This is a genomic window from Curtobacterium sp. VKM Ac-2852 (assembly GCF_013205045.1).
GTDB lineage: Bacteria > Actinomycetota > Actinomycetes > Actinomycetales > Microbacteriaceae > Curtobacterium > Curtobacterium flaccumfaciens.
Genome location: NZ_JABMLI010000001.1, coordinates 381,470 through 401,510 on the forward strand (window position 1 = coordinate 381,470; position 20,041 = coordinate 401,510).

General features: G+C 71.9%; 22 protein-coding genes. 8 read left to right on the forward strand and 14 right to left on the reverse strand.

Annotated features, from left to right (window positions below; all coding sequences use genetic code 11):
* Window positions 1-6 precede the first annotated feature (6 nt).
* From HQQ79_RS01820 to HQQ79_RS01840, 5 genes are all read left to right on the forward strand, one after another.
* Entirely contained in the window at window positions 7-339 is a 333-nt protein-coding gene (locus HQQ79_RS01820; RefSeq protein WP_027467134.1) for a hypothetical protein, read from the forward strand.
* Window positions 336-551, forward strand: coding sequence for a hypothetical protein (locus HQQ79_RS01825; protein ID WP_027467135.1), 216 nt, complete (start codon window positions 336-338; stop codon window positions 549-551). The genes HQQ79_RS01820 and HQQ79_RS01825 overlap by 4 nt, the downstream gene beginning before the upstream one ends.
* 33 nt (window positions 552-584) lie before the next feature.
* Entirely contained in the window at window positions 585-1,268 is a 684-nt protein-coding gene (locus HQQ79_RS01830) for a fumarylacetoacetate hydrolase family protein (protein ID WP_173032296.1), read from the forward strand.
* A gap of 153 nt (window positions 1,269-1,421) precedes the next feature.
* Entirely contained in the window at window positions 1,422-2,396 is a 975-nt protein-coding gene (locus HQQ79_RS01835) for a sugar phosphate isomerase/epimerase (RefSeq protein ID WP_173032297.1), read from the forward strand.
* A 10-nt stretch (window positions 2,397-2,406) separates the two neighbouring features.
* Entirely contained in the window at window positions 2,407-2,583 is a 177-nt protein-coding gene (locus HQQ79_RS01840) for a hypothetical protein (protein WP_173032298.1), read from the forward strand.
* A gap of 318 nt (window positions 2,584-2,901) precedes the next feature.
* Here HQQ79_RS01840 and HQQ79_RS01845 read toward each other — a convergent pair whose 3' ends face one another.
* The 3 genes from HQQ79_RS01845 to HQQ79_RS01855 form a co-directional block, all read right to left on the reverse strand.
* Window positions 2,902-3,057, reverse strand: a complete 156-nt coding sequence (locus HQQ79_RS01845) for a hypothetical protein (RefSeq protein ID WP_173032299.1) — start codon at window positions 3,055-3,057, stop codon at window positions 2,902-2,904.
* 158 nt (window positions 3,058-3,215) lie between these two features.
* Window positions 3,216-5,750: an ATP-dependent DNA ligase gene (locus tag HQQ79_RS01850; RefSeq protein ID WP_173032300.1), complete on the reverse strand. Its 2,535-nt coding sequence runs from the start codon at window positions 5,748-5,750 to the stop codon at window positions 3,216-3,218.
* Window positions 5,747-6,637, reverse strand: a complete 891-nt coding sequence (locus HQQ79_RS01855) for an SDR family oxidoreductase (RefSeq protein ID WP_071245906.1) — start codon at window positions 6,635-6,637, stop codon at window positions 5,747-5,749. Before HQQ79_RS01855 ends, HQQ79_RS01850 begins: the two co-directional genes overlap by 4 nt.
* Window positions 6,638-6,772: 135 nt before the next feature.
* Here HQQ79_RS01855 and HQQ79_RS01860 point away from each other — a divergent pair, with 135 nt between their 5' ends.
* Window positions 6,773-7,798, forward strand: a complete 1,026-nt coding sequence (locus tag HQQ79_RS01860) for a Ku protein (RefSeq protein WP_173032301.1) — start codon at window positions 6,773-6,775, stop codon at window positions 7,796-7,798.
* Window positions 7,799-7,811: 13 nt separating this feature from the next.
* On the opposite strand, the gene HQQ79_RS01865 is transcribed toward HQQ79_RS01860, so the two are convergent.
* Window positions 7,812-8,624: a cupin domain-containing protein gene (locus tag HQQ79_RS01865; protein WP_173032302.1), complete on the reverse strand. Its 813-nt coding sequence runs from the start codon at window positions 8,622-8,624 to the stop codon at window positions 7,812-7,814.
* Window positions 8,625-8,766: 142 nt separating this feature from the next.
* Here HQQ79_RS01865 and HQQ79_RS01870 point away from each other — a divergent pair, with 142 nt between their 5' ends.
* A complete protein-coding gene (locus HQQ79_RS01870; RefSeq protein WP_035809639.1) occupies window positions 8,767-9,378 on the forward strand; it encodes an antibiotic biosynthesis monooxygenase in 612 nt (203 codons plus the stop codon).
* On the opposite strand, the gene HQQ79_RS01875 is transcribed toward HQQ79_RS01870, so the two are convergent.
* Genes HQQ79_RS01875 through HQQ79_RS01900 form a run of 6 tightly spaced genes read right to left on the reverse strand, consistent with a single transcriptional unit; the run spans window position 9,375 to window position 15,032 of the window.
* The gene (locus tag HQQ79_RS01875) at window positions 9,375-9,986 is read right to left on the reverse strand and encodes a helix-turn-helix domain-containing protein (protein WP_173032303.1); all 612 of its coding nucleotides are present in this window, start codon (window positions 9,984-9,986) and stop codon (window positions 9,375-9,377) included. The two genes, HQQ79_RS01870 and HQQ79_RS01875, sit on opposite strands and share 4 nt — an antisense overlap.
* Entirely contained in the window at window positions 9,983-10,693 is a 711-nt protein-coding gene (locus HQQ79_RS01880) for a DUF998 domain-containing protein (protein WP_173032304.1), read from the reverse strand. The genes HQQ79_RS01875 and HQQ79_RS01880 overlap by 4 nt, the downstream gene beginning before the upstream one ends.
* Window positions 10,694-10,712: 19 nt before the next feature.
* A complete protein-coding gene (locus tag HQQ79_RS01885; protein WP_173032305.1) occupies window positions 10,713-11,657 on the reverse strand; it encodes a Ppx/GppA phosphatase family protein in 945 nt (314 codons plus the stop codon).
* 49 nt (window positions 11,658-11,706) lie between these two features.
* Window positions 11,707-12,567, reverse strand: a complete 861-nt coding sequence (locus HQQ79_RS01890) for a ribokinase (protein ID WP_173032306.1) — start codon at window positions 12,565-12,567, stop codon at window positions 11,707-11,709.
* Window positions 12,564-13,994, reverse strand: coding sequence for an MFS transporter (locus HQQ79_RS01895; RefSeq protein WP_173032307.1), 1,431 nt, complete (start codon window positions 13,992-13,994; stop codon window positions 12,564-12,566). The genes HQQ79_RS01890 and HQQ79_RS01895 overlap by 4 nt, the downstream gene beginning before the upstream one ends.
* Window positions 13,995-14,000: 6 nt before the next feature.
* Entirely contained in the window at window positions 14,001-15,032 is a 1,032-nt protein-coding gene (locus HQQ79_RS01900; protein ID WP_027467145.1) for a nucleoside hydrolase, read from the reverse strand.
* A 162-nt stretch (window positions 15,033-15,194) separates the two neighbouring features.
* Between HQQ79_RS01900 and HQQ79_RS01905 the strand changes: the two genes are divergently transcribed.
* The gene (locus tag HQQ79_RS01905; protein WP_367948036.1) at window positions 15,195-16,193 is read left to right on the forward strand and encodes a LacI family DNA-binding transcriptional regulator; all 999 of its coding nucleotides are present in this window, start codon (window positions 15,195-15,197) and stop codon (window positions 16,191-16,193) included.
* Between the two features lie 168 nt (window positions 16,194-16,361).
* Here the strand turns inward: HQQ79_RS01905 and HQQ79_RS01910 are convergent, their stop codons facing one another.
* From HQQ79_RS01910 to HQQ79_RS01925, 4 genes are all read right to left on the reverse strand, one after another.
* Complete coding sequence (locus tag HQQ79_RS01910; protein WP_173032308.1) at window positions 16,362-18,047, reverse strand: MDR family MFS transporter; 1,686 nt, start codon at window positions 18,045-18,047, stop codon at window positions 16,362-16,364.
* Window positions 18,044-18,664 (reverse strand): TetR/AcrR family transcriptional regulator, encoded by a 621-nt coding sequence (locus tag HQQ79_RS18360; protein ID WP_216852145.1) that lies wholly within the window; start codon window positions 18,662-18,664, stop codon window positions 18,044-18,046. The genes HQQ79_RS01910 and HQQ79_RS18360 overlap by 4 nt, the downstream gene beginning before the upstream one ends.
* A gap of 52 nt (window positions 18,665-18,716) precedes the next feature.
* Window positions 18,717-19,199: a GNAT family N-acetyltransferase gene (locus tag HQQ79_RS01920; protein WP_367948037.1), complete on the reverse strand. Its 483-nt coding sequence runs from the start codon at window positions 19,197-19,199 to the stop codon at window positions 18,717-18,719.
* A gap of 118 nt (window positions 19,200-19,317) precedes the next feature.
* Window positions 19,318-20,007 (reverse strand): HAD family hydrolase, encoded by a 690-nt coding sequence (locus HQQ79_RS01925; protein ID WP_173032309.1) that lies wholly within the window; start codon window positions 20,005-20,007, stop codon window positions 19,318-19,320.
* Window positions 20,008-20,041: the final 34 nt, after the last annotated feature.

Here is a 20,041-nt window from a genome sequence, read left to right on the forward strand (position 1 = left end):
TCCGGCATGGACATCGGCTGGATCAGTGCGCTCGTGTCGGTCACGAGCGCGTCCGTCGCGCTGGGTGCGCTCGTCGCCTCGGTGCTCGACGGGCGCGCCGGACGGCGAAATGCAGAGTTCTCGGTGCACCGCGACCTGTGGTGGCAGCGTTGGTCATGGGTCGCCGACCGGGCGACCTCGGACGACGAAGGAAAGCGCGCGGCTGCCGGTGTGATGTCCGCTGCGCTGGTGACCCGCAGTTGGACGACCGACGACGACACCTGGACCTCTCAGGCGCTCGCTGAGTACGAGGCGACACGACCGGGAGCCCACGAACAGCAGGAAGGAGAACGTCGATGATCTCGACGCTGACCGACGAGGCCTTCAAGCGGCTGCTCGACAACCGCGAGATGACGACACCACGGCTCCTCGCGAGCCCCCACTACGGTCCGCTCATGCGTGCGAAGGGCGCCGAAGCGGAACTCGCGCAGATGCGCATCGAATGGCGCGAACGCCAGGAGCGCGCCCGGGCGCGGAAGCTCAAGGACGAGGCGTCCTTCGGTGAGAGCTGAACCGACGCTCTGCGGGCCTGCCACGCTGGGACCGTGACCGAACTCGTCATCCCGGCCCCGAGCCTCCCGACCGTGCCCACGACGACGGGCGCGCGTTTCCCCGTCCGCCGTGTGTTCTGCGTCGGCCGGAACTACGCGGCGCACGCCCGCGAGATGGGCCACGACCCGGACCGCGAGCCGCCGTTCTTCTTCACCAAGCCGGCCGACGCGATCGTGGTCGACGGCGCCGACACCCCGTACCCGCCGCTGACGCAGCAACTGGAGCACGAGGTCGAGCTCGTCGTCGCCATCGGCACCGGCGGCACGGACATCGCCGTCACCGATGCGCTCGCACACGTGTGGGGCTACTCCGTCGGGATCGACCTCACCCGCCGAGACCTGCAGGCCGAGGCGAAGCGACTCGGACGCCCGTGGGACACGGCCAAGGGCTTCGACGCCTCGGCACCGATCGGGGCGCTCACCCCGGCGGCCGAGGTCGACCCGACCAGCGGCGCGATCGAGCTGACGGTGGACGGGGAGCTCCGGCAGTCGGGCGACCTGGCCGACCAGATCTGGTCGGTCGCCGAGACGATCGCGGCCCTGTCACGGTCCGTGGCGCTCGCGCCCGGCGACCTCGTGATGACCGGCACTCCGGACGGTGTCGGCGTGCTCGACCGGGGCGCCGTGCTCGTCGGTACGATCGCCGGCGTCGGCGAGGTCCGGACCCGGATCGTCTGAAGCACGTGTCGGCGATGTGTCGGCGGGCTGGGAGTGTTCGCAGGCAGCTCGGGTAGATCTTGGGCATCGTCGCGGGTGGGGCCCGCGGCGGACACGGGGCGGCGCATCGCGACGGGGCGACGCGGACACCTCGGGACTGCCGGAGGTACCACCGTGCTGGAACACGACCTGCTCGCCACGTCCTGGACGTGGGCGGGCGACGAGAGCGTCCGCGACCGGGTGCACGCCGTCGGTGCCGCCGGGTTCGCCGGCCTGTCGCTGTCCCTCGACGACCTGCACGAGGTCCGCGCGACGACGGGCTTCGCCGAACTGCGGCGCATGCTCGACGCCGCCGGCATCGTCTGGGTCCAGCTCGGACCGCTGGACCGTTGGTGGACGTGCACGAGCCGCACCCAGGACGAGGACGCCGACCGCGGTGTCGTGCTCGAGGCCGCGGCGACGCTGAGCGCCTGGCAGGTGGTGGCGCGCGCCGACACCTCGTTGCCCGGAGCCTCCCCCGCGACGATGGCCGACGACTGGGTCGTGCTCGCCGACCAGGCCGAGGCGGTCGGAGCGCAGCTCGTGCTCGAACCGGAACCGTGGTCGAACCTGCCCACGATCGAACGGGCCTCCCGTTTCGTCGCCGCTGCCGGACACCCGAACGGCGGCCTGCTCATCGACGCCATGCACGCACTCCGCGGCGGTTCCACCCTCGCGTCGATCCGGCAGGGCGTCGCACCGGGGGTCCTCGCAGCCGTCGAGCTGAGCGACGGACTGCTGCACACCCCGAGCGGGATGACCCTCGCCGAGGAGTCCCGGACGGCACGGTACCTGCCCGGTGCCGGAGCGTGGGACCTCCCCGGCTTCGTCCGGACCGTGCGCGAACTCGGGTTCGCCGAGCCGTGGGGTGTCGAGGTCCGGACCCCGGCGCACCGGGCGATGCCCGTCCGCGATGCGCTCCGGACGGCTGTCGCCGCCACCCGTGCGGTGCTCGACGCCGCTGATGCGTTCGGCGCCCCGGCCGCTCCGGCGATGCCCTCGACACCCGCACCGACCTCTGCGGTGGACTTCGAGCCACCGCACACCGGCCGGCACGACCCGACGCACGGTGCCCGCCGTCGGGACGCCGACACAGGGACGCCCGCGTAGGTTGCTGGGCATGACCGATCAGGCAGCACACGACGACGACCTGCTCCGCCGTTCCCAGGAGTCCATCGACGAGGCCAAGGCCGCCGCGGCCGAGGTGGTCGAACCGGAAGAGGGCGAGCTCATCGAAGAGGACGCGCCCGTGGCCGACCACGCGGTGCCCTCCGACGGCCCTGCACCCGCGGCCTGACCCCGTCCGGATCCGACAGGATCCCCCGGACAGACGAGATCGCCGGGCGACCATCGAGGTCGCCCGGCGATTCTTCTTGCCGCTCGTGTGACGATCCGGCCACCCGGTGCGTCTCACTGGTGGACCCACCGGTGGCGCTTCGGCGAGCCCGGTGCGGGGCTTTCGTGGTCGGTCTCCCTGAACCGGCTGGTCACGTGCCTCGGCGGCGGTCCGTGCGCTCCCTGATCCAGCGTGCGGGCCGTCGGGTCTGTTCGCTTCTGTCGGTCGCGTCGATCGGTCAGGCGTTCAGGGCTGCCCCGTCAGTCGTCGTCGTCTTCGTCAGTCGTCGTCCTCGTCTGCGAGGAAGTCCGCGTACCGGACCTCGGTCTCCGTGGTGCCGGTGCCCGGTTCGACGTTCCGCTGTGACAGGTCGTCCCCCGTGATCGCGACGCGTTCTGCAGCCGTGTAGGGCGGCAGGTACTTGCTCGAGTTCATCCTCGAAGCCCCCTTCGTCCCGGCGAACGTAACAGCCGATGGCCGATCGTGGCCAGCCGTTCCGATACTGTCCCCCGCGCGGGCTCCGGACGGGGGACGGATGTTCGCCAGCGGCGGACCCCATGCGCACGCATGTGGACCCGAAGGCGAAGCGCGGCTCAGGCCTCCCGCACGACGTCGTCCGGGTCCTTGTCCACCCGCCACCCTCGCCAGGACGGCTGCCGGAGCCGTCCGTCGCCGGTCCACTCGGCGAACTCGACCTCGCCGACGCGCTTCGGCGTGACCCAGTGCGCATCACGCGCGTCAGGTCGTGGGACGTCGACGAACGGCGGGGTCTTCCGTTCCAGCGGTGCGAGGGCACCGGCGATCTCGTCGAGGTCGCGGTCACGGAACCCGGTGCCGACCTTGCCGACGTACTCCAGCCCGTCGGGGCCGGGCACCCCGAGCAACAGCGAGCCGATCCCCCCGGCACGCCGCCCGCTGCCCGGTTTCCAGCCACCGACGACGACTTCCTGCGTGGCGTGGTGCTTGCGCTTCAGCCAGGCCTCGGACCGCCGGCCCTCGGCGTACTTCGACGACCGCTTCTTCGCGACCACGCCCTCGAGGCCCTGCTCGCGCGATGCAGCCAGCACCGCGTCGAGGTCGCCCTGCACCGCCGGCGGCACGTCGATCGCACCGCCGGGTTCCACGACCGTCTCGAGTGCCTGCCGCCGGGCGTCGTAGCCGAGCCGCGTGAGCTCGTGCCCGTCCGCCTCGAGCACGTCGAACAGCAGGAACCGCACGGGCGTCGTTTCCTGCGCGCTCCGGACCTCGCGCGCCTTCGTCAGGCCCATGCGGTTCTGGAGCAGCTGGAACGAGGGGCGGCCACGATCGTCGAAGGCCACGATCTCACCGTCGAACACGCCGTCCACGCCGGCCCGCTCGCCCAGTTCCTGCAGCTCGGGGTACTGGGCCGTCAGGTCGTTGTCGTTGCGGCTGCGCAGGGTCACCGACCCGTCGCGGACCGTCGCCAGCGCGCGCACCCCGTCCCACTTCATCTCGAAGGCCCAGTCCGCCGGGTCCAGCCGGGGCTCGCCCTTGGACAGGGTCGCCTGCATCGTCCGGCGCTCGGACGGCGGGGTCTCGGCGTCCGCGGCCCCGCTGATCCGTCGCTGCCCGGCGCGGTGTGCACCGTCGCGCCCGTCCGACGGCCGGTCCGCCCGTCGCGCCACCGCCGGCCCGGCAGATCCGCCGCCGTCCGCCAGCCGTTCGGGTTGCTCCTTCGTGCGGTGGATCAGCCAGTTCTTCTCGTCCCCGCCGCCACGGCCGCGGGTGTGCAACAGCGCGAGGCGGCGAGCGCCACCGGCCCGACCGTGCAGCGTGACGATGACCTCCTGCCCCTCGCGCCACTTCTCGAGCTCGTAGGTGCCGTCGTCCCAGATCGTGACCGTGCCGCCGCCGTACTCGTCCTTCGGGATCGTGCCCTCGAACGCCCCGTACTCGAGCGGGTGGTCCTCGGTCTGCACCGCCAGGTGGTTCTTGCCCGGGTCGGTGGGCTCACCCTTCGGCAGGGCCCAGCTCACCAGCACCCCGTCGTGCTCGAGCCGGAAGTCGTAGTGGTCGCGGGTGGCGTGGTGCTCCTGGATGACGAAGGTCGGTGTGCCGTCCTTCCGCACGGTGGGAGCGCCCTCGGGCACGGGCTCCGGCGTCTTCGAGGCGTCCCGCTTCGCCCGGTAGGCGGCGAGCCGGTCACGTGCGGGCTGCTCGGCGTCGTTCGCGCGCTCGGTCCGGTCGCTGTCCCAGTGCCCGTGGTCGTCGCGCCCGACGGCCAGCGAGGCGGAGGCGACCGGGTGCAGGAAGTCCCCACGGGCCTCCAGGCGTTCGAGGACCTCGTCCAACGTGAGCTGCGCGAGCCCGCGTTCCTCGAGTTCCTTCCAGGTGCGGGGTGCCGCGACCGTCGGCCGCTCGCGGCCGCGCAGCGAGTACGGGGCGATGGTCGTCTTGTTGCCGTTGTTCTGCGACCAGTCGACGAAGACCTTGCCCTTCCGCTCGGCACGGCTCATCGACGACAGCACCAGGTCCGGTAGGTCCGTCTCGAGGGCCTTGGCCAGCTCGTGGGCGACGTCGGAGACCTGCGCGGTCGTCGCCTTGCCGTCGAGGGCCGCGTACAGGTGGATGCCCTTGGATCCGGACGTCACCGGGTACGGGTCGAGTCCCATGCCGTGCAGGATCTCGCGCGCGGCCACGGCGACCTCGACGCACTCGGGCAGCCCCACCCCCTCGCCCGGGTCGAGGTCGAGGACGAGCCGATCCGGGTTCTGCTGCGCGCCGCGGGGGCCGAACCGCCACTGCGGGACGTGCAGTTCGAGCGCGGCCTGCTGCGCCATCCACACCAGGGTCGGCAGGTCGTCGACGATCGGGTACTCGTTGTCGTGTTCCGAGTGGTGGATGGTGTGGTGCCGTACCCAGTCGGGGGCCGAGTCGGGCAGGTTCTTCTCGAAGAAGACCTTGCCCTCGACACCGTTGGCCCAGCGCTTCCGGGTCACGGGGCGGTCCTTCACGTGCGGGATCATCCACGGCGCGACCCGCTCGTAGTACTCGATCACCCGACCCTTCGTGGTGCCGGTCTCGGGGTAGAGCACCTTGTCGGTGTTCGTGAGCGCGAGCCGCCGGTCGCCGACGAGGACGACGGTCTTGCGCGAGGCGGGACTCACAGCGCCACCCCGGTCGCTCCCGCCACCGTCAGGGTCGTGCCGGACGTGTACGACGACTCGGGCCCGGCCAGGTAGACGTAGGCGCTGCCGAGCTCGACGGGTTGGGCGGGACGGCCGAACGGGGTGTCCTGGCCGTACGCCGCGATCTCGTCGCCCGGGTAGCTGATCGGCTGCAGGGGCGTCCACACCGGCCCGGGCACCACCGTGTTGGCCCGGATGCCCTTGCTCGCGAGCTGCCGCGCGAGCCCGTTCGTGTAGGTGATGATCGCGGCCTTCGTCGCCGCGTAGTCGATCATGCGGTCCTGCGGCTGGTACGCGGACACCGAGCTGGTCGTGACGATCGAGCTCCCCGGCGCCATGTGCGGGACGGCAGCGCGGACCAGCCAGAACAGCGAGTACAGGTTGACCTTCATCGTGCGGTCGAAGTCCTCGGTGCTCTGCACGGTGATGTCCTCGTGCACCTGCTGGTGGCCCGCGACCAGCACGAGTGCGTCGAGGCCGCCGAGCTCGCTGACGGCGTCCTGCACCAGGACGTCGCAGAAGGCCTCGTCCGTCAGGTCACCGGGCAGCAGCACCGCCTTGCGCCCGAGGTCACCGATGACGTCGCGGACCTGTTCGAGGTCCTCGCGTTCCTCGGGCAGGGCGTTCAGGGCGACGTCGGCCCCTTCCTTCGCCATCGCGATCGCCGCGGCGCGCCCGATGCCGGAGTCCGCGCCCGTGACGAGCACCCGGTACCCGCGCATCCGCCCGGTGCCCAGGTAGCTCGTCTCGCCGTGGTCGGGGGCGGGGTCCATCGCGCTCGCCAGCCCGGACCCCTGCTGGGTCTGTGCGGGGAACGGCGGACGGGGGAACTGGTCGCGCGGGTCCTGCTTGTCGAGCTGGCTCATGGGCCCATCGTGCTCGCGCCGGCCTCGCGGCGGTCCAGCGAACCGGACATCCGTGGAACGATCCCCCGGACGGCGGACCTGTGGAGGAACCGACGGCTCCGGGCACGCACGCGTGCGGGCGGGCATCATGTGCGCATGAGGTCGATCTGGAAGGGCTCCATCGCGTTCGGGCTCGTCAACGTGCCCATCAAGGTCTACGCGGCCACCGAGACGCACGACGTGTCCCTGCACCAGGTCCACGACGAGGACAAGGGCCGCATCCGGTACAAGCGGGTGTGCGAGTTCGGCCACGAGGTCGAGTACGCCGACATCCAGCGCGCCTACGACGACGGCGACAAGACCGTGGTGCTCACGGCGGACGACTTCAAGCAGCTCCCCGAGGAGCAGTCGCACGAGGTCGAGGTGCTCGAGTTCGTGCCCGTCGAGCAGGTCGACCCGATGATGTTCGAGAAGACCTACTACCTCGAGCCCGACTCGCGCTCGCCGAAGGCGTACGTGCTGCTGCGCGAGACCCTGGCGAAGACCGACCGCCTGGCGATCGTGCAGTTCACGCTGCGGCAGAAGACGCGGCTCGGGGTGCTCCGGGTGCACGACGAGGTCATCCTGCTGCAGGGGCTGCTCTGGGGCGACGAGGTCCGCGCTGCCGACTTCAAGACCCTCGACACGACGGTGAAGGTCAGCGCCAACGAGCTGAAGATGTCGTCCTCGCTCGTCGAGAGCATGTCCACCGACTTCGACCCCGACCGCTACACCGACTCCTACCAGGAGGAACTGCAGCAGCTGATCGACGCCAAGCTCGAGGCGGGCGACGACATCGACACCGAGAAGACCTTCGGCGCCCAGGACGACGAGGACGACGACGACGAGGGCGGTGACGTGCTCGACCTGATGGCCGCCCTGCGTGCGTCCGTCGACAAGAAGCGGACAGGAGGCTCGGGGTCGCGTTCGTCGTCGACCGCACGCTCGTCGTCGGGTTCCGCTTCGGGCACGTCCGGCTCCGGCACGTCCGGCTCCGGCAGGAAGGCACCGGCGAAGAAGGCGCCCGCCAAGAAGGCCGCGGAGAGCACGGCCGAGAAGGCCCCCGCGAAGTCGGCGCCGAAGAAGGCCCCGGTCAAGAAGGCTCCGGCGAAGAAGCCCGCCGCCAAGAAGCAGGCGAGCTGACCGCTGGCGGGGGTCAGGCCGCGGTCGAGCCGCCGCCCGCCAGCCGCTCGAGCGTGGCGAACACCCCGACGTGCTCCTGGCGCAGCGCGGTCCACCCGGCGCCGGTGTCGATCCGTTCCGGGTGCTCGACGGGCACCGCGTACCCGTGCTGTGCCCGCGGCACCGGGTCGCCCGGCAGCCGGAGTTCCTGGGTGAAGGCGCCGCTCGCCGCCTCGAAGGTCAGGGTGTGCGACGCGACGTTCCGGCCCCAGTCCGCGGACGGCCACGACATGAACGCGACGTGCCGCATCCCCTCGGCGGGATCGGTCGCCGAGACGTAGCAGCCGTGGTGGTCCTCACCCGGGGACAGGATCGTGTACGTGCCGTTGTCCCGGTAGACGAGCAGGGCCTCGGCGAAGGGCTTCGGGGCGTACATCGCGGTGTAGCGCAGGGCGTGGACGAACCGCGGCCGCCCCAGCGGGACCGACACCACCGCGCTGCGGACCGGCCCCTCGCTCGGTGGCGCCTCACCCGGGGTCGACGCCACTCCGCCTGCCGGGAGGTGGGCGACGTAGAGCAGTTCGGCGTCCTCCGTGCCGGTGCTGCGACCGTCGTGCACGACGTGTGGCTCCTCGACCAGGGCCTGCCCCGGCCCGACGACCCGTGTCGCCTCTTCGGTGACGTGCGTCAGCGCGCCGCGCACCACCAGTCCGGTCTGACGCGCGTCATGGCGGTGCCAGCCGGTCGACGCACCCGTCGGGAGCGTCAGCCGCCGGACCTCGTACGTGCCGCCGTCGGGCCCGTCGACGGTGGCGATAAGGGTGGTGGTGGGCTCGGGATCGGTCATCGGGGTCCTCTCGGTGGCGCGTTCGCCAGATGATCGTCTTGCACTCGCCTGGGACGGTGGTCGAAGGACGACGCGGATCCGTTCAGCCGACGACCGCGGCACGTGTCACGAGCCGGAAACACGGGTCCGGGACACTGGTCGGATGACTCCACAAGAGCCTGGGAGCCTGCAGTCGTCATCCGAGACCGCAGGCCCGCCCGTCACCGTCTCCGTCACCCGCCTGGTCGAACCCGACCGCATCCCCGAGGTCACCCGCTGGGTGCAGTCCGGGGTGAACCTGGCGAACCGCTACCCCGGCTTCCTCGGCTCCGGGTGGGTGCGTTCCACCGCGCAGTCCCGCGAGTGGCACATGCTCTACCGTTTCGCCGACCACGACTCCCTGGCCACGTGGGAGAACTCCGACGACCGGCTGCGCTGGCTCGACCTGGGCCGTGACCTGGTGGTGGAGTCCCGCGTCGAGAAGCGCACCGGCATCGAGGGGTGGTTCGACGTCCCGCAGGACGCCCCGGCCTCGAGCGCTCCCCCGCGGTGGAAGCAGTCCGTGAGCATCTGGCTCGGCTTCTTCCCCGTGAACCTCGCGTTCACGTACCTGACGGCCTGGCTCGTCCCCGCGTTCGCGCACGTCGCGATCCTGCCCCGGGTGCTCATCACGACCGTGGTGCTCACGCCGATCATGACGTTCTGGGTGCTGCCGTTCGTGACGAAGCTGATCCGGCCGTGGCTGCTCGCACCGCCGAGGTCCGAGCGGGCCTAACCGACGACCCCGAGCGGCACGGGCCCGTCGTGGCCGAGGGCGTCCCATCCGACCTGCAGCATGTGCGGCCGGGCCTCGGTTGCAGAGGCTTCGGTCTCGTACGTCAGCGCGAGCATCACGATCGCACCGAACGCCCCGGAGACCCGTGCCCGCCGGTCGAGCGGGGTGGCCGTGGCGTCGGCCAGGTCGATGCCGAACACGTCGAGGAGCGTCGCTGCGACCGGTTCGAGCCGAACGCCGACGTCGTCCCCGCGCCGCAGGGTGAACGCCGCGAGCGCGAGTTCCGCCCACCCCGGCCGGGCGAGAGCGAGGTCGGCGATCCCTGCGAGCGCCGCGGCGTCGCGGGTCTCCCCCGCGGGGGCGGCGGCGGCGGTTGCCCGGATCGCCTCGGTCTGCGCGGTGCACTGCGCGAGCGCGGCCTCGACGAGCAGCTCCTTGCTCGTGAACCGGGCGAGGATGCCCGCCTTCGAGTAGCCGGCCTGGTCGGCGACGGCCTGCACGGCGGTGTCCTTGATGCCGCGGCGGGCGATGAGTCCGGCGGTGATGTCCAGGACGCCCCCGTTGATCTCCTCGGCGGAGGGCCGAGCACGGCGCGCAGGCCGGCTCACGCGCCGACCGCCGAGGCCCGTGTCGTCCGCAGGCGCCGGGTCCCCGCAACGATCAGGGCGATCCCGGTCAGGAGCTCCCACGCGACGATCGTGTACACGGACGCACGCTCCCACACGCCGTCGGGGAGCACCTCGATCGCCGTCGACGACGAGTCCACGACGAGCATCACGAGGGAGACGAGGCCGACGATCCCGAGCGCGACGCTCGCGATCCGGTAGGCCGCCGGTGCCCGCAGTACCCGGCACCCGATGCCGGCGGCGATCGCCACGAGGTTGCCGGTCGTGATCGCTGCGGCGGCGCCGAGCACGTGGAACACGATGGTGCCGCCGTCGGTGCTCGTCTGGCTGCCGTGGAACGAGCCGACCAGGACCATCCCGACCAGGTGGACCACGGCGAGGACCGCGGTCGCCACCCGCGCACGGCGGGACGCGGCGCGGAACACCACGACGGCGAGCACCGCTGCGATCCCGAACAGGACGCCCTGCCCGATGAACGTCGTGTTCATGAGCACGTGCAGCGGTGAGTCGATCGCCCGCCCCTGGAACGTGCCGACGTCGGGGACGCCGAGGTCGGAAATGTAGTTCGTCGCGTAGTCGTAGCCGGGGAACGCCGACGCCGAGACCGCTTCGCCGACGAGCCAGCCGACCCCCGCCACCGTCCAGAGGGCCCCGGAGACCAGCGCTCCGCGAGTGTCCGTTTTGGTCATCTCCTGACCATATCGGTCACTATTGTGAGTTGCCCAGCACCGACAACTGGTCGAGCCGCTCGAGGATGACGCCCTCGCGCAGCGCCCACGGGCAGATCTCGAGCGCGGGCAGGTCGAAGATGTCCAGGCACGCCTCGGCGACGAGCGCCCCGGGCACCACCTGGTGTGCGCGGCTCGCCGAGACGCCCGGCAGCGCCGCGAGTTCGTCGACCGACATCGTGAGCAGCTCCGGCAGGCGCTGCCGCAGCACGTCGCCGTCGAGGGCACGGGGCACGAGCGGTCCGGCGGCCGACGGCGCGGCCCCGCAGATCCGGGCGATCGACCGGAACGTCTTCGACGTCGCCACGGCCCGGTCCGGGCGGCCCGAGCGGAGCAGCCGTCCGGCGTCCCGGGCGATCTCGACGCGGATCTCGTGCCGGATGCGGCGGACGTCGTCCTCGGTCGGGGTACCGGCGGCGAAGTAGGAGCGCGCCAGGCGTGCGGCGCCGATCGGCATCGACCACGCGACGTCCGGTGCCTCGTCGGCACCGCCGGCGATCTCGAGCGAGCCACCGCCGATGTCGAAGACCGCCAGGCGACCGGCGGACCATCCGAACCAGCGACGCACGGCCAGGAACGTCAGCCGGGCCTCGTCGGAGCCGGACAGGACGGCCAGCTCGACCCCGGTGGACGACTCGACGTGGGCGAGCACGGCCTCGGAGTTGCCGGCGTCGCGCACCGCCGAGGTGGCGAACGCGAGCATGTCCTCGCAGCCGCGTTCCTCGGCGACGCGGACGGCGTCGGCGACGAAGGTGGTCAGGGCGTCGATCCCCTGCTGCGTCACCGCGCCCGAGTCGTCGAGGTGCTCGGCCAGCCGCAGCGGCTGCTTGAACGAGGACGCCGGCAGCGGCGCGGCGCCGCCGTGGGCGTCCACCACGAGCAGGTGGCCGGTGTTGGACCCGATGTCGAGGACTCCCACGCGCATGCCACAACGCTAGCGGGCCGGCGGGACGGTTCGACCCGGGAGGCGCGGGTCACGCCCGCAGGAACGCCTCCAGCTCGGTGGTGGTCGGGTACGAGGCCTGAGCGCCCGGCTTGGTCGCGGCGTACGCCCCGACCCCCACCGCGAACCGAGCGGCGTCGACGAGGGTGTCCCCCGCGGCCAGACGCAGCGCCACCGCACCCATGAAGGCGTCGCCGCAGCCCGTGGTGTCCACGGGCTCGACCCGGACGGCGTCGATCGACACCGGCTCGGCACCCCCGTCGTGCACGACGCAGCCGGCACCGCCGCGTGTGACGATCGACCGGGCGACGCCGTGGTCACCGAGCGCCGCGGCCTCGTGCTCGTTCACCAGCAGCACGTCGGTCAGTTCGAGGAGCTCGGCCGGCACGGCGCCGAACGGTGACAGGTTCGTGAGCACCGTGACCCCGGCGGCGTGCGCGGCCCGGGCGGCGGCGAGGACGACGTCGATCGAGACCTCGAGGCAGAGCCCCAGCACCGCGGCGCCGGCGAAGACGTCGGCCGGCACGTCGTCAGGCGTCAGCGTGCCGTTCGCCCCGGCGGAGATCACGATGGTGTTCTCGCCTGCGGCGTCGACGGTGATGACGGCGGTGCCGGTCGCGACGCCCTCCCGGATCGCGACGTGCGTCGTGTCGACACCCGCGGCCGCGACGGAATCGCGGAGCAGCGCGCCGTTCCCGTCGTCGCCGACCGCACCGATCATGCGCACCGTGCCCCCGAGCCTCCCGGCTGCCACCGCCTGGTTGGCGGACTTGCCTCCGGGCAGGATCGCGAGGTCGGAGCCCTGCAGGGTCTCACCGGGCTGGGGGAAGCGCTCGGTGCGGACCACCAGGTCCGCGTTGAGCGACCCGACGACGACGATGCTCTCGGTCAACGGACGGTCTCCTTCTGCGGGGCGACGGACGTGGTCTCGGCGCTCTCCGGACGGGGGATGAGGAACGAGATCGCGAGCGCGACGGTCGTGATCGCGGCCCCGAGCAGCATGCCACCGGAGTACCCGGCGGTGCCCGCGGAACCGCCGACGCCGAGCGCGATCTGCAGCGCGGGCAGGACCGCGAAGCTGACCCCGGCGCCGAGGTTGAACGCACCGGCGTTCAGGCCGGGCAGGAACCCGGGGTTCGACTCCGGCGACAGCACGATGCCCAGGCCGTTCAGGATGATGTTCGCGATGCCGGCGTAGGTGATGCCGATCAGCACGGTCGCGGTGACCAGCACGGGCAGCGAGTGCACGCCGACCAACGCCATCAGGACGGTCGAGACGATGCTGCCGATCAGCCCGACGCGCAGGACGGCGCGGTACCCGATGGTCGGGGCGAGGCGCCCGGCGAAGGGTCCGACGATCCAGCCGACCAGCGCGTACGGGGTGAGGAACACGAGCGACGCCAGGTCGGGCTCCATCCCGAAGCCGGCGTCACCGTTCTGCGCGAGGCTCGTGACGAGTCCGTTGACCACGGCGAAGACGCCCGTCATCGTCAGGAACGTCGTCGCCAGGAGCGCCCAGGTCGCACGGCGCTTCAGGAACCGGGTCTCGACCAGGGGTTCCCGCACCCGCGACTCGACGGCCCAGAACACGACGAAGGCGACGAGCGCGACGACGACGCCACCGACCACGAGCACGGGGTTCGCCGCGCCGAGCTTGCCGGCCTCGTTGAACGCCGTGAGCAGCGCACCCACGCTCACCACGAGGGGCACGACGCCGATCCAGTCCATCCGGGTGCCGGCCGAGGGCTTCGACTCGACGCCCCAGACCGCGACCAGGAGCAGGGCGATCACGGTGACGACGGCGATGACCCAGAAGATCCCGCGGAACCCGAAGTTCGTCGCGATCCACCCGCCGGCCAGGGCGTCGACGCCCGCGATGCCGCCGTTCACGGCGGTCAGCAGCCCGAGGGCGGCGCCGTAGCGCTTCGGGTCGCTGATCTCGTTGCGCAGGACGAGCAGGCAGATGGGGACGACCGGACCGGTGACGCCCTGGATGATGCGACCGGCGAACAGCATCGGCACGTTCACCGCGAGCGCGGCGACGATGCTGCCGACGAGCATCACGGCGAGCATGCCGATCAGCACGCGCTTGCGGCCCACGATGTCGGACAGCCGCGGCAGGAACAGCGAGAACAGCGCCGCGAGCGTGAAGTACAGGGTCTGCGACAGGCCGATGGTGGCGTCGTCGGTGTTCAGCTCGCGCGCCATCGTGACGAGGGCGGGGCTGAGCATGCTCGCGTTCAGCTGGAACGCGATGCACGCGGCGAGGAGCGCGGCGGTGAGGGCGCCGATCGACTTCTTCGTCGAGGTGGTGGTCATGGGGGTTCAGCGCTCCGGGGTCGTGGTGATGCCGGCTTCGACGGCGTCGGCGGCGGCACGTGGGGTCCAGCCGGTGTCGGCCGTCTCGCCGATGCGCTCGAGGGCGTCGACGACGAGGTCCCAGAACCGGCCGTGGTCGAGCTCCATCGCGGCGCTCGTGCGGCAGTCCTCGGGTGCGGGGGCGCGGAAGTCGGCGACGGTCATGCCGAGGGTCAGCGCGCCCTGGGTCTCGACGTGGATCGGGACCTTCACGGCGCGGACGATCGTGGGGTCGATGACGTACGCGACGGCGCAGGGGTCGTGGACCGGCGGGGCGTCGAAGCCCTGGGCGTCCTTGTAGGTCTGGCCGAAGAAGTCGAGCAGCTCGCCGACGAACGCGGCGGGGGCGGTACCGACGCCGGCGATGCGCGCGGCGACCTCGGGGGTGGCCAGGGCCTGGTGCGTCAGGTCGAGGCCGACCATCACGACGTCCCAGCCGGCCTCGAACACGATGGCCGCGGCCTCGGGGTCGATGACGATGTTGAACTCGGCGACCGGGCTCCAGTTGCCGACGTGCACGCCGCCGCCCATGAGCACGACCTGCTTGACGCGCTCGACGATGCGGGGCTCCTTGCGGGCGGCGAGGGCGATGTTCGTCAGGCCGCCGGTCGGCACGAGGGTGACCGTGCCGGGCTCGTGGGCCATCACGGTGTCGATGATCAGGTCGACGGCGTGGCGCTCGTCGAGGTCGAACGACGGCTCGGGGAGCATCGGGCCGTCCAGGCCGCTCTCGCCGTGGATGTCCGGTGCGACCTCGATCTGGCGCAGCAGCGGGCGGGCGGCTCCGGCGGCGAACGGCACCCCGGTGATGCCGGCGATGCGGGCGACGGCCAGGGCGTTGCGGGTGACCTTCGGCAGGGTCTGGTTGCCGACGACGGTGGTCACGGCGAGCAGGTCGATGGCCGGGCTGCCGTGGGCGAGCAGGAGCGCCACGGCGTCGTCGTGGCCGGGGTCGCAGTCGAGGATGATCTTCGCGGCGGGCTGGGTCGCATCGGGCACGCTGGGCGCTCCACTTCTTCGGGGAATCGAGGTGAGTGCTCGACGTGGTGGGGATCCACGGGCCGGCAGAGCGCTGGCGACGCGGCGCATCAAGCGTTTGACATCGAAACACGTCAAACGCTTGACGTCAAGTTCGACCACCGCGCTCGCTAGCATCGACGAGTGCCCTCCCCCGCCGCCCCGAGCCGTCGTGTGACCGCTGCGATGGTGGCCGAGCGTGCGGGCACGAGCATCGCCACGGTCTCCCTCGTCGTGAACGGCAAGGACCGCGGGCGGGTCTCCGCCCCCATCGCCGCGCGGGTCCGCGACGCCGTGGACGACCTCGGCTACGTCGTCGACCACGCCGCCAGCTCGTTGGCGCGCGGCAGCGGCGACCTCGTCGTGTTCATCGCCCCCGACCTGTCGAACCCGTTCTTCGCCGAGGTCATCCGTGGCGTCCGCGACACCCTGGGCGACCGGTTCCAGCTCGTGCTCTCCGTCACCGAGCGGGGTGCACAGCCGATCGCGGCCGACGTCCGGCGCTTCGAACGGCTCCGGCCGGCCGGCATCCTGGTCGACGCCCCGGCCGCCGACGAGCCGATGTCGGCGAGCGTCCCCGTGGTGCTGCTCGACGCCCCCGGTGGGCCCGAGGCGGTCAACTACGACCTCTCCACCGGCGTGCACGACCTCGTCGCCCACCTGCACGACCGGGGACACCGGCACGTGGGCTACCTCGACGGCACCTCGCGGGCGGCGACGTTCGGCGTGCGCCGCGAACTGTTCGAGCAGGCCTGTGCGGAGGCCGGCATCACGGTCTCCGAGGTCACCGCCCGCGCCGACCTGACCGTGGAGGCCGCGGCCTCGGCCACCGAGCACGTCATCGAGGCCTGGCAGGACGACGACGTCACCGCCGTCGTCGCGGCCGCGGACACCCTGGCCTACGGAGTCCTGCGGGTCGCCGGCGCGCTCGGCATCGCCGTCCCCGGCGCACTCGCGGTCGCGGGCTTCGACGACCTGCCGTCGTCGTCGGTCACCGCGCCGGCCCTGACGAGCGTGGCGCTGCCCGGCGCCGACCTCGGTCGCGCTGCGGCACTGCGGCTCCTCGCGACGCTCGACGGCACGGCCGCCGAGCCCGCGGCCCTGCCGACGCGGCTCGTGCCGCGCGCGAGCACCGGCGCGTAGCGCGGGGTCACCGCGACCTCACGCGCTCAGCGACACCTCACGTGCGCTGGAACGCGCGAGGTGTCGCTGGGCCCGAAAGGTCGGCCGCGGCAGTGAGCGCGACCGGATGACGGACGGGAGGCCCGGTGCCAGCTGGCACCGCGCCTCCCGGCCGTCGGTCGGTCGCGTCTACCGGTCGGTGTCCCGCCCCGGTGCGGAACCCTCCGGAGCCGCCGCGTGCTCCGCACGCGCAGCGCGCTGCGCGCGCTCGAGCTCGTCGGCCTCGTCGCCGCCGACGGCCTCGCCACGGGCGACCATGCCGGCCGTGTCGGAGAGCTTGATCTGCGGCAGGAAGAGCGCGAGCAGGAACGCCACCGCGATGAACGGCAGCAGGTACCAGAACACCGGTGCGAGCGAGTCGGCGTAGGCGTTCACGATGCCGTCCTGCACCGCAGGCGGCAGGCCCGCGACGGTCGACGGGTCGATGCTCCCCGCTGAGGACGCCGCATCGGTCGCCGACCCACCGGCACCGCGGAACACGTCGGTCAGCGACGTCGTGAGCCGCGCGGTGAAGAGCGCTCCGAAGACGGCGGTGCCGAGGGAGGCACCGACCTCGCGGAAGTAGTTGTTCGTCGACGTGGCGGTACCGACCTGCTCGGCGGGCACGGCGTTCTGCGCGACGAGGACGACCACCTGCATGATCAGGCCGAGCCCGGCACCGAAGACGAACAGGTACGCGCAGATCAGCCAGATCGGGGTGTCCGCCGCCAGCTGGGTCATCGCGAGCATCGCGATGGCCACCAGGACCGTGCCGACGATCGGGAACATCCGGTAGCGCCCGGTCTTGGTGATCAGGACACCCGAGGCGATCGAGGTGCCGATCAGGCCGGCCATCATCGGCAGCATCAGCAGACCGGAGACCGCGGCCGAGGTACCCGAGGCCATCTGCAGGAAGGTCGGGACGAAGCCGATCGCCGCGAACATGCCGATGCCGAGCACGAGGCCGATGCCGGTGGCCAGCAGGAAGGTGCGGTTGCGGAAGAACGACAGCGGGAGCACCGGGTCCTGCGCACGGGACTCGACGAACACCAGGAGCGCTGCCGCGACGACGAGACCGGCGAACCAGGCCCAGGTCTCGGGAGCGTCCCAGCCGTGGTCCTTGCTGCCGCCGAACTCCGAGAAGAACACCAGGCACGTGGTCGCCGCGGACATGAACAGCACGCCGAGGACGTCGATGCGCTTCGTCGCCTTCTTGTTCGGCAGGGTCAGCGCGAACCACGCCACGAAGAACGCCGCGATGCCGACCGGGATGTTGATGTAGAACGCCCAGTTCCAGGTGAGGTGGTCCACGAAGAAGCCACCGAGCAGCGGGCCACCGATGGCGGACAGGCCGAAGATCGCACCGAGCGGGCCGAGGTACTTGCCGCGCTGCGAGGCCGGGACGATGTCCGCGATGATCGCCTGCGACAGGATCATCAGGCCACCGCCGCCGAGCCCCTGCATGGCGCGGAACGCCACGAGCTGCGTGAAGTCCGTGGCGAACGCGCACCCGGCCGACGCGATGGTGAACAGCGCGATCGCGATGAGGAACAGGTTGCGGCGACCGAGGACGTCGCCGAACTTGCCGTAGACGGGCATCACGATGGTGGAGGCGAGCAGGTACCCGGTCGTCAGCCAGGCCTGGTGCGCGACGCCGCCGAGCTCGCCGACGATGGTGGGCATCGCGGTGGAGACGATGGTCTGGTCGAGGCTGGAGAGCAGCATCCCCGCGATCAGGGCGGAGAAGATGATCCAGATGCGACGCTGCGTCAGGAGCAGCGGGCCGTCGGAGCCTGGGCGGGCACGCTTGGTGGTGCCCGGCGCGGTGGCGCTCATGTGGTGTGTTCCCGTTCGGTCGTGGTGACCGCCCTGAGCAGGCGGAGGTTCTCGGTGAGCAGCGCGTCGAACGTCGGTCCGGTGGCCTCGTCGAAGGCGTCGTCGAAGTACGTCTCCGCGGTCACCTTCAGCAGCGCGGCCGCGGCCTCGGTCACCAGGCGCGCCCGACGGTCGCCGGGGTCGTCCCACCCGAACCGACGGCGCACGGCCACGGTGACCCGGGCGAGCTGCACGTCGGTCGCCGACAGGAACCGCGCGACGAGCGCCGGCTCCCGCTCGAAGACCCGACGCATCATGGCCTCGTCGGCACGGACGAACCCGACCCGGCCGAACTGGTCGATCGCCAGCGCTACGATCGAGCCGAGGGGGTCGAGCTCGCCGGGGACGATCCCGCCCGCGGCGTAGGCGTCGATCGCCTCGACGTCGGCGTTGAGCTCGATGCCGAGCACGGCGTCGTCCTTCGACCCGAAGTGGTTGAAGAACGTGCGGCGCGACACCCCGACGGTCTCGCAGAGCTGCTCGATCGTGAAGCCGTGCAGCCCGTGTTTGACCGTCGCCCGACGTGCCTCGACGATCATGCGTCGACGCAGCGCGCGGGTGCGTTCGGTGGTGCTCACCGAGCAAGAATTGCACTCTCCTGCCGAAAGTGCAATACGGGCCGGCGGCGGGCTACAGGGCCTTCTCGAAGCAGAACGACCAGGGCATGGTCGCGACGTAGGGCTCGTAGACCGCGATCTGGTCCCAGCCGGTCTTGCGGTAGAGCGCCACGGCGTCGGGCTGCTTGTCACCGGTCTGCAGGATGAGCCGCCCGGCGCCGAGTTCGCGACCGACGCGCTCGCACTCGTCGAGCAGCGCGGTGGCCGCACCCTTGCCGCGCGCCGAGGCGAGCACGATGAGCCGCTTCAGTTCGACCTCGTCACCCAGACGCCGGACCGCGATGTGCCCGACCGGTTCGCCGGACTCGTCGACGGCCAGGATCGACGTGACGACGGTCGACGGGTCGACGCTCAGCGCACGACCCCGCTCAGCGGTGACCGCCGGGTCCTCGTCGGCGTTGGCCGAACCGTAGCGCTCGTGCATCTCGTCGTCCAGGCGGGCGCGGAGCACCACGCTGCGGGGGTCGTCCCAGGACACGCGTTCGATCGTGATCACGAACGTCGATCCTGGCACGGGCGACCGACGACGCGGAAACCGAGGCGCCCGCCGGGCGCGACCGGCGCCGCCGTCGGGCGCGACCGGCGCCGCCGTCAGGCGCGACCGGCGCCGCTCGTCAGGCGCGCTGGCCGAGTGCCGCGATCGGGCCCTCGCCGGCGCGGAACGCCGCGAGCACGGCCGCCGCGTCGTCGTACACCTCGACCGCGCCGGCACCGCGGAGCTCGTCGCCGCCGATGCCGCCGGTCATCACGCCGACGCACTGCACCCCCACCTTGCCGGCGGACTCGACGTCCCACATGGCGTCACCGACCATCACGGCGTCGTCGGCCGAGACCCCGGCCTTGTCGAGTGCGACCCGGATGATGCCGGGGTCCGGCTTCGCCTGCTCGACGTCCTCGGAGCTGGTCTCGGCGGTGACCCACTCACCCGCGTCGAGCAGGTCGCGCAGGCGGGCGAGTTCGTGCTCGGGCGCACTGGTCGCCAGGACCACGGCGTGCCCCGCTTCGGCGACGGCCTGCAGGAGCTCGCGTGCACCCGGCAGCAGCCGGAGCCGCGGCATCTGCTCGGCGTAGTAGGCGGTGTGGAACTGCTTGGCGGTGTCGCGAATCTCCTGGGACACGTCCGGCAGCAGCGTCTCGAGCAGCTTCGCCGAGTCCATCCCGATCGCGCGGTGGATGCGCCAGGCGTCGACGGACTCCCCCGCCGCCAGGAACGCCCGCCACCACGCGTCGATGTGCGCGTAGTTCGAGTCGGCGAGGGTGCCGTCGATGTCGAAGAGGACTGCTGTCGTGGGTGCGTCGGCCATCCCACCATGCTGCTCGGGAGGCCCGGATCGCCTC